The 11579-nt window shown below is 68.6% G+C and carries 10 protein-coding genes; 5 read left to right on the top strand and 5 right to left on the bottom strand.

Annotated elements, in window-relative coordinates; translation table 11 throughout:
* Positions 1-24 precede the first annotated feature (24 nt).
* The 4 genes from WFK61_RS20970 to WFK61_RS20955 all read left to right on the top strand — a co-directional run bounded on the left by WFK61_RS20970 (position 25) and on the right by WFK61_RS20955 (position 4787).
* Entirely contained in the window at positions 25-1389 is a 1365-nt protein-coding gene (locus tag WFK61_RS20970) for a nucleotide sugar dehydrogenase (RefSeq protein ID WP_336814014.1), read from the top strand.
* A gap of 14 nt (positions 1390-1403) precedes the next feature.
* Positions 1404-2348 (top strand): glycosyltransferase family 2 protein, encoded by a 945-nt coding sequence (locus tag WFK61_RS20965; protein ID WP_336814013.1) that lies wholly within the window; start codon positions 1404-1406, stop codon positions 2346-2348.
* Between the two features lie 141 nt (positions 2349-2489).
* Positions 2490-4154 carry a GMC family oxidoreductase gene (locus tag WFK61_RS20960; protein ID WP_336814012.1) on the top strand — a complete coding sequence of 555 codons (1665 nt, stop codon included), beginning with the start codon at positions 2490-2492 and terminating at the stop codon, positions 4152-4154.
* A gap of 105 nt (positions 4155-4259) precedes the next feature.
* Entirely contained in the window at positions 4260-4787 is a 528-nt protein-coding gene (locus WFK61_RS20955; protein ID WP_336814011.1) for a hypothetical protein, read from the top strand.
* Positions 4788-4790: 3 nt separating this feature from the next.
* Here WFK61_RS20955 and WFK61_RS20950 read toward each other — a convergent pair whose 3' ends face one another.
* From WFK61_RS20950 to cobD, 3 genes are all read right to left on the bottom strand, one after another.
* Entirely contained in the window at positions 4791-6011 is a 1221-nt protein-coding gene (locus WFK61_RS20950; protein ID WP_336814010.1) for an MFS transporter, read from the bottom strand.
* Positions 6012-6031: 20 nt separating this feature from the next.
* The gene (locus WFK61_RS20945; RefSeq protein WP_336814009.1) at positions 6032-7003 is read right to left on the bottom strand and encodes a D-2-hydroxyacid dehydrogenase; all 972 of its coding nucleotides are present in this window, start codon (positions 7001-7003) and stop codon (positions 6032-6034) included.
* A gap of 82 nt (positions 7004-7085) precedes the next feature.
* A complete protein-coding gene (cobD, locus tag WFK61_RS20940; RefSeq protein ID WP_336814086.1) occupies positions 7086-8099 on the bottom strand; it encodes a threonine-phosphate decarboxylase CobD in 1014 nt (337 codons plus the stop codon).
* A gap of 17 nt (positions 8100-8116) precedes the next feature.
* Between cobD and cbiB the strand changes: the two genes are divergently transcribed.
* Positions 8117-9094 (top strand): adenosylcobinamide-phosphate synthase CbiB, encoded by a 978-nt coding sequence (gene cbiB / locus WFK61_RS20935; RefSeq protein ID WP_336814008.1) that lies wholly within the window; start codon positions 8117-8119, stop codon positions 9092-9094.
* A gap of 4 nt (positions 9095-9098) precedes the next feature.
* Here the strand turns inward: cbiB and WFK61_RS20930 are convergent, their stop codons facing one another.
* Positions 9099-10754 (bottom strand): acyl-CoA dehydrogenase family protein, encoded by a 1656-nt coding sequence (locus tag WFK61_RS20930; RefSeq protein ID WP_336814007.1) that lies wholly within the window; start codon positions 10752-10754, stop codon positions 9099-9101.
* Positions 10751-11371 carry a TetR/AcrR family transcriptional regulator gene (locus WFK61_RS20925; protein ID WP_336814006.1) on the bottom strand — a complete coding sequence of 207 codons (621 nt, stop codon included), beginning with the start codon at positions 11369-11371 and terminating at the stop codon, positions 10751-10753. The genes WFK61_RS20930 and WFK61_RS20925 overlap by 4 nt, the downstream gene beginning before the upstream one ends.
* Positions 11372-11579 lie beyond the last annotated feature (208 nt).

The raw sequence follows: 11579 nt of genomic DNA, 5'->3' as shown, positions 1-11579 counted from the left end.
CGCCCCTCCGGCGGAAAGCCGCTCATGTCCTCTCCGGCGTCCCCTCGCCCCGCCACCAGCCCCATCCTTGCCGAGCAGCTGGCGCGCATCGCCGCGAAGCAATACCGCGTCGGCATCATCGGCCTCGGCTATGTCGGCATCCCGCTGGCGCTGACCGCCTGCAAGGCCGGCTTTCCCGTCATCGGCTTCGACATCGATGCCAAGCGCGTCGCCCAGATCAATCGCGGCGAGAGCTTCATCAAGCATATCCCGTTCGAGGCCATCGCCACGGCGATCCGGGAAGAACGCTTCCGCGCCACGGCCGATTTCGACGAGCTGCGCGATGTCGACGCGATCATCATCGCCGTGCCGACGCCGCTGACCAAGCACCGCGAGCCAGACCTCTCCTATGTCGAGAGCACGGCCCGCACCATCGCGCCGCGCCTGCGCAAGGGCCATCTCATCGTGCTGGAATCGACGACCTGGCCGGGCACGACCGACGAGATCCTGCGACCGATCTTCGAGGCGACCGGGCTGAAGAGCGGTGTCGATTTCTTCCTCGCCTTCTCGCCGGAACGCGAAGACCCCGGCAATCCCGATTTCGGCACCTCGACCATCCCCAAGGTCGTCGGCGGCGACGGCGCGGACGCATTGGAGCTGGCGAACGCGGTCTATGGCGCGCTCGTGGTCAAGACCGTGCCGGTCTCCTCCTCGGCCACGGCCGAGGCCGTCAAGCTGACCGAGAACATCTTCCGCGCCGTCAACATCGCGCTCGTGAACGAGCTCAAGGTGATCTACGGCAAGATGGGCATCGATGTCTGGGAGGTGATCGACGCCGCCAAGACCAAGCCCTTCGGCTTCATGCCGTTCTATCCAGGCCCCGGTCTCGGCGGCCACTGCATCCCGATCGACCCGTTCTACCTGACCTGGAAGGCGCGCGAGTTCGACGTCACCACCCGCTTCATCGAGCTGGCCGGGCAGATCAACACGGCCATGCCGCATTGGGTGGTCGACCGCATCGCCGAGGCGCTCGACCGCCAGCAGGGCCGCGGCCTGAGCCAGGCGAAGGTGCTGGTGATGGGCATCGCCTACAAGAAGAACATCGACGACATGCGCGAGAGCCCCTCGCTGCGCCTGATCGAACTGCTCGAGGAGCGCGGCGCCAAGGCCGATTATCACGATCCGCATGTGCCGGTGATCTCGCCAACCCGCCAGCATGCCGGCCTGACCGGCCGAGCCTCGGTGAACCTGTCGGCAGAGACCGTGGCCGGCTATGATGCCGTGCTGATCGCCACGGACCACGATGCGGTCGACTACAAGGCCCTCGCCACTGCTGCCCGCCTCGTCATCGACACGCGCAATGCCTGCGCCAGGGCCGGCCTGACCGGCGAGCACATCGTCAAGGCTTAGGGTCTGGACTGATCATGGACGAGGTTTTGACGCCTGACGTTTCCGTCGTCATCCCCAGCTACCAGCGCCCCGAGCAGACGGCCAGGGCCGTCCGCTCGGCGCTGCGGCAAAGCGGCGTCCGGGCCGAGATCATCGTCGTCGACGATGCCTCCCCGACACCGGTGAGCCTGGCCGACCCGCTCCTGTCCGGCGGGCAGGTCCGCATCCTGCGCCTGTCCGAGAATCGCGGCGCCGCGGGCGCCCGCAATGCCGGGGTCGAGGCGGCCAGAAGCGAGATCATCGCCTTCCTGGACTCGGACGATTTCTTCCTGCCGGATACGCTGGCGCAGCGGCTCGCGTTTTTCCGTGCGCAGGACAGCGCCGTCCCGTTCCTGTGCGCTGCCGGCGTCTGGCGCTGGTCGCCGCCCGACAGCGCGATCCTCGCCGATCCCGTGGGGGCGACCGACCTTGCGACGCTGGCGTCCGGCTGCTGGTATTTCCCGGGCTCCACCGCCCTGTTCTCCCGCAAGACCTGGGACCTCGTGGGGCCTTTGAACACCTCCCTGCGGCGACTGGAGGACCTCGAATGGGGCATCCGGCTCGGGCTTGCGGGCGGGCGCCTGCTGGTCGCGCCGCAGACCGCGGCGGTCGTCACCCGCTCCCCTCCCGCCGGATGGCAGACCGTGACGAAGGCCAGTGAGGCGATCGCTGCGGCCTTCGGCCCGACCTCGGCACGGCCTCTCCCACCAGCAGCCTGGAAACGGCTTCAGGCCTATCTCGAACTCGAGAAGGCCAATGCCGCACGGGGAGAAGGCCGCTATGGCAGCACGGCCGGGAGCCTTCTGCGCTCATTCGCGCATGTGCCGCGCCTGCAGCTTCACCAACAACGCTGGTGGGCGCAAAGACCCGCTCGACAGGACGAACTCGATCGGATCGCGGCCCTCTCGGCCGGGACGTCGGACCAAGCCATGGGAGCATGAGGAGGCGGGGCCCGGACGGGAGGTTCGCCGAAACGCCCGGACGGGTTTGGAATTTAGTGGCATTGTCGCCCGCCCCGGCTGCGCTTATCCCACAGGTACGACACGAAGCGGATCGCCATCCGCCACCTGCCGGGGAGCGCCATGACCGATCTCCAATCCACCGACCGCCGCCTGATCGGCTCGTTCGACTATGTCGTGATCGGGGCGGGCTCGGCCGGCTGTGTCGTCGCCAACCGGCTGGCGGCCAATCCGAAGAGCCGGGTTCTGGTCCTCGAAGCCGGCGGCATGGATGACTGGGTCTGGTTCCACATCCCCGTCGGCTATCTCTTCGCCATCGGCAATCCCCGCGCCGACTGGCTGTTCCAGACGGAGCCGCAGGCCGGGCTCGGCGGGCGGGCGCTGGCCTATCCGCGCGGCAAGGTCGTCGGCGGCTCATCCGCCATCAATGCCATGGTCTATATGCGCGGCCAGGCCGCCGATTACGACGGCTGGCGCCAGCGCGGCCTCACCGGCTGGGGCTGGGACGATGTCCTGCCCTACTTCCTCCGGCACGAGGACCATATGGCGCCGCCACCGGGCGGGCTGCACAAGGCAGGCGGGGAGTGGCGCGTCGAGCATCCGCGCGTGCGCTGGGCGATCCTCGACGCGATCCGCGACGCCGCGGAAGCTGCGGGCATCGCCAAGATCCCGGACTTCAACACCGGCGACAATGAAGGCTCCTCCTATTTCCAGGTGAACCAGCGGCGTGGGCGGCGCCTCAGCGCCTATCGCGCCTTCCTGAAACCGATGCTGGAACGGCATAACCGCGACAATCTCCGGCTGGAGACGGGCGTCCATGTCGAGCGCATCCTGTTCGAGAACGGCCGAGCGAAAGCCGTCGAGTTCACGCATGGCCTGGGCACGGCGAGCGAGGAAAGGCTGAAGGTCGAGATCAACGGGGAGGTCGTGCTTTCGGCCGGCGCCGTCGCCTCGCCGCTCCTGCTCGAACGCTCCGGCATCGGCAGCGGCGCGCGCCTGCAGGGCTTCGGCATCGAGACGCTGGTCGATGCGCCCGGTGTCGGCGAGAACCTGCAGGACCATCTCCAGATCCGGCCGGTCTACAAGGTCCATGGCGTCAAGACGCTGAACAGCGACTATGCCAAGCTCTGGCGCCGGCCGCTGATGGCACTGGAATGGGCGGCGCTCCGCACCGGCCCGCTGACGATGGCGCCCTCGCAGGTCGGCGCCTTCGCCAAATCCTCGCCGCAATACGCGACGGCGAACCTGCAATACCATTTCCAGCCGCTCTCGCTCGACAGCTGGGGCTCGGGCCTGCATCCGTTCGACGCCTTCACCGCGAGCGTCTGCAATCTCAGGCCGACCAGCCGCGGCAGCATCCATCTGCGCTCGGCCGATCCGCGCGACACTCCCGTCATCGCGCCGAACTATTTCGATACGGAGGAGGATCGGCAGGTCGCGATCGACGCGATGAAGCTGACGCGCCGGATCGTGCGCCAAGCACCGCTCGCCCGCTTCCGCCCGGAAGAGCACATGCCGGGCGATGCCGCCCAGTCCGACGAGGCCCTGCTGGACGCCGCCGCGAAGCTCGGCACCACGATCTTCCACCCCGTCGGAACGGCCCGGATGGGCAGCGACGACGATCCGGGCGCGGTTCTCGACGGGCGGCTCAAGGTGCGCGGCGTCGAGGGCCTGCGCGTCATCGACGCCTCGGTGATGCCGACGATCACCTCCGGCAACACCGCCAACCCGACGATGATGATCGCCGAGAAGGGCGTGGCGATGCTGAAGGAAGACGCGCGCCGCTAGAGCCGGATCCGATCAGACTGCGGTGCAGTCTCATCGGCGCGTGCTCTAGACGCTGGCGGGGCGGCATGGAATTGCCGCAAATCGCGATCTATGAATCGGATTGCGATGCCAGACGATCTCCAGCCCTCGCCTGCACCGGAACGCGGCCCGCTGATACGCGGGTTGCTCGCGGCCCTGCGCGCCGTCATCACCGTCTTCGTCATCCTCGACGAATTCCTGCGGCCGCTCTACCGGCCCCTGCTGCGCCGGCTCGCGGAGTTGCGCATCATGCGCCGGCTGGAGGAGAGCGTCGCCGCGCTACCGCCGCCGCTCGTGTTGCTGGCTTTGGCGATCCCCTTCGCCATCGCCGAGCCGTTGAAGCTGTTCGGCCTGCTGCTGTTCGCGCGCGGGCAGTTCTGGGCCGGACTCATCGTGACGGCCTTCGCGCATCTGATGAGCTTCGTCTTCGTCGAGCGCATCTATCATGCCGGCCGCGAGAAGCTGATGAGCTATCGCTGGTTCGCCTGGGTCATGGGCCAGATCGTGCGCGTGCGCGACAACGTGCTCGGCTGGGTCCGGGCCACCGCCGCCTATGACCTGGCGATGCGGACGCGCGACGCGGTGCGCCATTGGTGGCGGACGGTGCGAGCCTGAAATTCAGGCCGAGCGCCCGCGTGCCAGCAGCATGAGCGCGCCGGCGGCGAAAGCCGAGAAGGCGATCAGCAGCAGCGTCGAGAGCATGACGCCGCCACGTTCCAGCGCGATAGCGAAGACGAGCGGCGCCGCCGCCTTGATGACGAGGCCGGGCGCCGCGAGCTTGCCCATGGTCGCGCCGAAGCCGACCGGGCCGAAAAGCTGGAGCGGGACGGTGCCGCGCACGATCGAGCTCAGGCCCATGCTGATGCCGAAGGCGATGGCGAAGAGCCCGGCGACGGCCGGCAACGCACCGCCAACCAGGAGCAGGACGAGGCCGAACGGCATCAGCCAGGCCGAGACCCAGGCGGTGGTGACCGGCGCGACGCCGCGCCCGAACAGCATCTCGGTCAGGCGCCCGGCGACCTGAGAAGGCCCGAGCATCGCGCCGATGCCGACCGCAATGGCAGCGCTGAGGCCAAAGCCCTGCAGCAGCGCCAGCATATGCACGGCCATGGCCGAAACCACGAAGCCCTGCAGCGACAGGGCCAGCGCCAGCAGCAGGAAGGCGCGGCGGCGGGTATCGCCGGTGAGATAGGCCGTCTCCGGCTCCTGTGCGGCGGAAGGAGCCGCAGCGCCGGCCTCGGCGGTGATCGGGCGCTTCACCCGGCCGGGCAGGAAGACGAGATGCAGGGGCAGGCAGACCAGAATCTGCGAAAGGCCGTAGAGCCGATAGACACCGCGCCAGTCGAGGAAGGCGAGCAGGCTCGATGTCAGCGGCCAGAACAGGGTCGAGGCGAAGCCGCCGATCAGGGTAAGCTGGCTGATGGCGCGGCGTGCCTGGCTGCCGCGCGCCTGCGTCAGCGCTGCGAAGGCGGCGTCATAGAACACCGCGGTGGTCACCGCCTGGAGCGCGACCATCGCGAGCGTGTAGCTGACGATGCCGCGCGCCTCGGCCAGCGCGAAGAGCGAGAGCCCCGCCAGCCCGGAACCGGTCGTCATCACCAGCCGGGTGCCGTAGCGATCGATCAGGCTGCCGGTGACGGGAGCAACCGCGCCGCCCAGCAGAAGGCCGATCGCGAAACCGCCAAAGGTCCATTCCGGCGCCCAGCCGAACTCGGCGGTGATGCGCGGCGCCAGCACGGTGAAGGCGTAGAACAGCGTGCCGTAGCCGAAGACCTGCGTGATGCCGAGCGCCGGGATCAGCGACGGCCCGCCTGGCCGGACGAATCGCGGCGAAGCCATGGCCTCCCTCTCGCTCCCGCTCAGACGATCTGGTTGCGCAGGCTTGCCTCGCCGCGCGCCAGCCGGTCCAGATTGTCGAGGAGGATATCGACGACATTGCCTTCGTAGGCGCGGGTCTCGCCGGCGCTATGCGGGGTGACGATGACCTGCGGCATGCGCCAGAACGGCGAGATCGGCGGCAAGGGCTCCTCGTGGAAGCAATCGAGACCGGCACCGGCGATGCTGCTGTTGCCGAGCGCATCAAGCAGGGCCATCTCATCGACGACGCGGCCGCGCGCGACGTTGATCAGGAAGGCGGACGGCTTCATCGCGCCGAGGATGCGGGCATCGATCAGCCCTTCCGTCTCGGGCGTCAGCGGGCAGGTCAAGGCGACGAAATCGGCCCCGGCCACCGTCTCGGCGAGCTTGTCCGGATGGACGACCGCCTCGACATGCGGCTGCGGCTCGGTACTGCGGCGCACGCCGACAACGCGCATGTCGAAGGCGCTCGCGAGCTTTGCGAGCCTGAGGCCGATGCGGCCGAGCCCGACGATGACCAGCGTCTTGCCACCGAGCTCATCCTCGCGCAACGCACGGTCGCCGATCATCGGCCGCCAGACCTGCTTTACCTGATTGTCCCGCGTGAAATGGATCTGGCGGGTCAGCGCCAGGATCAGCGACATCGCATGCTCGGCCACGGCCCGCTCATTGCCGCCCTGGGCGCTGGCGAGACGGACGCCGGCCGCACCGATCGCCGGCTTGTCGAACTGGTCCGTGCCGGCGCTGATCGACTGGATGAAGCGCAGCTTCGGCAGGCGCGGCAGCAGATCGTTGCGCCACAGGCCGGACACGACGAGCACATCGGCTTCCGGCGCACGCTCGCGCAATTCGTCGAGGCTACGGACCTCGAAACTCCCAGCGGCACGGCCACGCGTCAGGAACTCGTCGCGGAGCTGATAGGCAGCGTGAGCGAAGCCGATCGTCAGGTCGCCTTCCGGCGGCAGGAATGCCATGCGTCTTCTCTCCCCGAATCCTTATTCGAGGGACGTTAGCCGGCCCGCCGGCTCCTGTCCCCGCATCCGCCGCATGCAAGCTTCACGCTGGCGGCGATGCTTCCGGGGCATCGAGGGTAAGCGCAGTGCGCAGGCGCGACCATTCGGCCTCATCGCCCGGCAGACCGAAGCGCAGACGATCCGGCGCGTTCTGGAAGCGGCGGACATAGATGCCGTTCCGGCCGAACCTTGCGAAGAGCGCTGCCGCTTTCGGCGTTTCGAGCAAGCGGAACAGGGCCGTGCCGCCGACGAGCCGGCCATGCGGCGCCAGCAGGGCGTCGAGGCGGGCGGCATCGCGGGCACGCTGCGCGCCGGTTTGCGCGAGCCAACCGGCATCGGCCAGCGCCATCGCACCGACATGGAGCGCGGGGCCGGCGACCGACCACGGACCGAGTGCCGCCTTGAGTCGCGCCATCGGCTCGGGCGCGCCGATGGCGAAGCCGAGCCGCAGGCCGGCGAGGCCATAGGTCTTGCCGAAGGAGCGCAGCACGACCGTGCCATCAGGCAAGTCCGGCACGATGCTGGCCTCCGGCGTGAAATCGGCGAAGGCCTCGTCGACGACGAGCAGGCCGCCGCAGGCGGTGCAACGCGCGGCGAGGCTGGCAAGCTTGGCCTGCGACAGCACGCGCCCGTCCGGATTGTTCGGATTGACCACGACGATGGTCGCGGCCGCCTCCGCTGGCGTCGCGGTTTCGGCGACGGCGTAGCCAGCCTTGCGCCAGGCATGGCCGTGCTCGGCATAGGTGGGACCCAGAATCGCGACCGGGCCGGCTGGCGCGAGGCGCGGCAGCAATTCGATCAGAATCTGCGTGCCGGGCGCCGCTACGATCTCTGCGTGAGCCGGGACGCGATAGGCCTCGCGCGCAGCCGCGATCAGCGCGGCTTCGTCATCGGCGCCGGGCAGGCGCGTCCAGAGGCTTAACGGCAGCGCCGGAAGCGGATAGGGGATCGGATTGATCCCGGTGGAGAGATCGACCCAGGGCTGCGGCGCCTCCGGAAAGAGCGCGCGGGCCGTGGCGAGATCGCCGCCATGCCAGATACCGTCCTCAGCCACGATCCTGCCCGCGCCCCCGCATGAACCTCTCCGCCAGCCTGCCTCTGCTCGTGCTCGCGCTGACCATCGAGGCGGCATTCGGCTATCCCCAGCGCTTCTATGCCGCAATCGGCCATCCCGTCACCTGGATCGGCTGGCTGATCGGCTGGCTCGACCGGGGCCTGAACCGGGAGGCGGCTTCCTTCCCAGCGCGCAAGGCGATGGGTGTGCTGGCGCTCGTGCTGCTGCTTGCCATCACAACCACCCTGTCGATGCTGATCCAGCGGCTTTGCCTTTCCTTCGGCCTCCTCGGCCTGATCCCGCTCGCACCCATCGCCTCCACCCTGATCGCCCAGCGCAGCCTTTACGAGCACGTCGCCCGCGTCGCCGAGGGATTGGAGCGCGACGGGCTTGAGGGGGGGCGCCGCGCCGTCTCGATGATCGTCGGGCGCAATCCGCAGACGCTGGACGAAGCCGGCGTGTCGCGCGCGGCGATCGAGAGCCTCGCCGAGAATTTCTCGGACGGCATCATCGCACCGGCCTTCTGGCTCGGGGTCGGCGGATTGCCGGGCATCGCCGCCTACAAGGCGATCAACACCGCCGATTCGATGATCGGCCACCGCACGCCGCGCCATCTCGCCTTCGGCTGGGCGGCGGCGCGGCTCGACGATCTCGTCAACCTGCCGGCCTCGCGACTGACGGCGTTGCTGCTGATCGTCTCGGGCATGCTAGACCGCAATGCCGATGCTGCCGGTGCCTGGCGGGCGTTGCGGCGCGATGCCGGCCAGCACCGCTCGCCCAATGCCGGCTGGCCGGAAGCCGCCATGGCCGGAGCGCTGGGCCTCAGGCTCGCCGGGCCGCGCGTCTATGGCGAGACCCGCATCGAGGACCATTGGATGGGCGAAGGCCGGGCGGGGGCGAATGCCGCCGATATTCGCCGGGCGCTCACGCTCTACAAGCGCTCCTGCGGCCTGCTCTGGGTTCTCGCCGCGCTATTGGCGGCCGTGGCCCTGCTCTAGAGCCTCAGTTCGGCACCGGCACGGCCCGCCGCGCGATCGCCTGCAGATCGACGCCCTGCGGCAGGGAGCCGAAATGGCCGGACCAGCCGCCGGCCAAGCGCGAGGCGACATAGGCATCGGCGACCGCGTGCGGCGCGTTGCGGATCAGCAGCGAGGCCGACAAGCCCAGCGCCATCCGCTCGACGAAGCGCCGCGCCAGATGTTCCTGCCTGAGCACATCGACCAGATCGGTCTCCAGCCCGGCCAGGAAGGCGTCGTAGCGCGGATCGCTGCCGCGGGCGGCGCGCAACTCGTCGAGCAGGGCCGGCACGCAATCGGGATAGCGGCGGATCGAGCGGAGCACGTCGAGGCAGACGACATTGCCCGTGCCCTCCCAGATGCCGTTGAGCGGCGCCTCGCGATAGAGCCGCGCCATCAGATGGTCCTCGATGAAGCCGTTGCCGCCATGGCATTCCAGCGCCTCGACCACGACCGGCGTCGCGCGCTTGCAGTTCCAGTATTTCGCAATCGGCGCTCCGATGCGGCCGATCAGCTTCTCGGCTTCGCTCCCGCTCTCCCGATCGAGCGCATGGACGAAGCGGAAGGCGAGCCAGGCGGAGGCCTCGACCTCGATTGCGAGATCGGCGACGACATTCGTCATGATCGGCTGGTCGATCAGCACCTTCTGGAAGGCGCGGCGATGCGCGGTGTGATGCGCGGCCTGCGCCACCGCATGGCGCATCAACCCGGCCGAGCCGACGGCGAAATCGAGCCGCGTGTAATGGTTCATCTCCAGCCCGGCGCGGATGCCGTGGCCGGGCTCGCCGATGAGATGCGCGATCACGCCGCGGAATTCGACCTCTGACGAGGCATTCGACTTGTTGCCGCACTTGTCCTTGAGCCGCTGGATCTGCAGGCGGTTGCGCGACCCGTCCGGCAGCCAGCCCGGCACGACGAAGCAGGAGACGCCCTCTTCCGTGCGCGCCAGCGTCAGGAACACGTCGGAATGCGGGACGGAGAAGAACCATTTATGGCCGGTGAGGGAATAGGTGCCGTCGGCATTGCGCGTCGCCACCGTCTGGGTCTGGCGCAGGTCGGAGCCGCCCTGCTTCTCGGTCATCGCCATACCGACCGTGCCGCCGCGCTTCTGCGACGCCGGCAGCGGGCGCCCGTCATAGTCGCTGGAGGTGATCAGCCGGCCGAACTCGGCCCAACGCGCAGGGTCGCGCTGCAGGACGGGAATAGCCGAATAGGTCATGCCGAGCGGGCAGCAGATGCCGTTCTCGCCCTGGTTCCAGAGATAGGAGACCGCCGCGCGCGCCGCCTGCGCACCGGGGCGCGGTTTCGTCCAGCACAGCGAATGGAACTCGTCGCGCATGGCGAGCCCCATCAACTCGTGCCAGGCGGGATGGAACTCGATCTGGTCGACGCGCCGGCCCCAGCGGTCATGCGTGCGCAGTTCCGGCAGGCTGCGATTGGCCTGCCGGGCCAAGTCCTGCACCGCTTTCGACCCGACATGGCCGCCGACCACGCTCGCCTGCTCACGGAACCAGCCGGCACCGAAAGCATCGAGGATCGACCCGAGCGCCGGATCGGCGGCGAAGGCGTCGTAATCCGCCAGTGCCGGCGCCTGGTTCAGCACTTCATGGGTATCGTAGCCGTAGGCATCGAGCGTGGTCATGCGGCCTGTCCTTCTCGGGAAATCAGCGCGGCAAGGGAGAGATCGGCCAGCGCCGTCGCGATCTCGCGGCCACGCTCGGGTGTGATCGGGCGGTCCGGCGAGAGCGGGCCGATCAGCGCCTCCATGAAGCCGCCGACGATCATCGCTGCGGCGGCATCGGGATCGACCGCGCGGAACGCGCCCTGCCCTTCACCTTCGACGACCAGCGCGCGAAAAATGCCGGCGATCTCGCGACGATAGTCGAGCCGCGTCGCGTCGACGGCCGGGTCGGCGGGCTCCGCGATCATCGACCAGGCGAGGCGGCGATTGGCGAAGGCACGGCGAGCGAAAGCCTCGACCGCAGCGGTCAAACGCTCAGTGACGGGCGCGTCGCTCGCGGCGATCTCGCGCAGCACGGCCAACTCGCGCGACGACACGGCCGCGGCGATCTCGGCCATCAACTCGGCCTTCGAGGCGAAATACGAATAGACACTGCCGGTCGAGACGCCGCTGGCGGCAGCGACCGTAGCGATCGAGGTTTCGTGGAAGCCGACCTCCGCGACGATGCCACGCGCCGCGGCAAGGATCGCTTCGCGCTTGCCGGCCTTGCGGGGTTGTCTCGGTTGCGTACCGGTCATGGACACTCTCAAATTGAATTTGAATTCAGATTCAATTTGAAGACCGGGTCGATTATCGTCAAGTGGATGAGTCGGTCGAGGTGATCGCTCCACATCGAGGATGGCGTATCGCAACGGGAGGGGTGCTGGCCCATACTTGGTCGTCCCGGGCTTGACCCGGCATCTATGCCGGAACGCCTTTCGTGCAGGTTCCGGAATGGATCCCGGA

Source organism: Allobosea sp. MMO-172 (assembly GCF_037147855.1).
Classification (GTDB): Bacteria; Pseudomonadota; Alphaproteobacteria; order Rhizobiales; family Beijerinckiaceae; genus Allobosea.
The sequence above is the reverse complement of the archived record's forward strand: the minus strand, read 5'-3'. Positions and strand labels throughout refer to the sequence as shown.

Excerpts from the sequence above, each read along its gene's own strand:
- WFK61_RS20970 (WP_336814014.1), top strand. The coding sequence starts at position 25 with ATGTCCTCTCCGGCGTCCCCTCGCCCCGCCACCAGCCCCATCCTTGCC.
- WFK61_RS20965 (WP_336814013.1), top strand. The coding sequence starts at position 1,404 with ATGGACGAGGTTTTGACGCCTGACGTTTCCGTCGTCATCCCCAGCTAC.
- WFK61_RS20960 (WP_336814012.1), top strand. The coding sequence starts at position 2,490 with ATGACCGATCTCCAATCCACCGACCGCCGCCTGATCGGCTCGTTCGAC.
- WFK61_RS20925 (WP_336814006.1), bottom strand. The coding sequence starts at position 11,371 with ATGACCGGTACGCAACCGAGACAACCCCGCAAGGCCGGCAAGCGCGAA.
- cbiB (WP_336814008.1), top strand. The coding sequence starts at position 8,117 with ATGAACCTCTCCGCCAGCCTGCCTCTGCTCGTGCTCGCGCTGACCATC.
- WFK61_RS20930 (WP_336814007.1), bottom strand. The coding sequence starts at position 10,754 with ATGACCACGCTCGATGCCTACGGCTACGATACCCATGAAGTGCTGAAC.
- WFK61_RS20955 (WP_336814011.1), top strand. The coding sequence starts at position 4,260 with ATGCCAGACGATCTCCAGCCCTCGCCTGCACCGGAACGCGGCCCGCTG.
- WFK61_RS20945 (WP_336814009.1), bottom strand. The coding sequence starts at position 7,003 with ATGGCATTCCTGCCGCCGGAAGGCGACCTGACGATCGGCTTCGCTCAC.
- WFK61_RS20950 (WP_336814010.1), bottom strand. The coding sequence starts at position 6,011 with ATGGCTTCGCCGCGATTCGTCCGGCCAGGCGGGCCGTCGCTGATCCCG.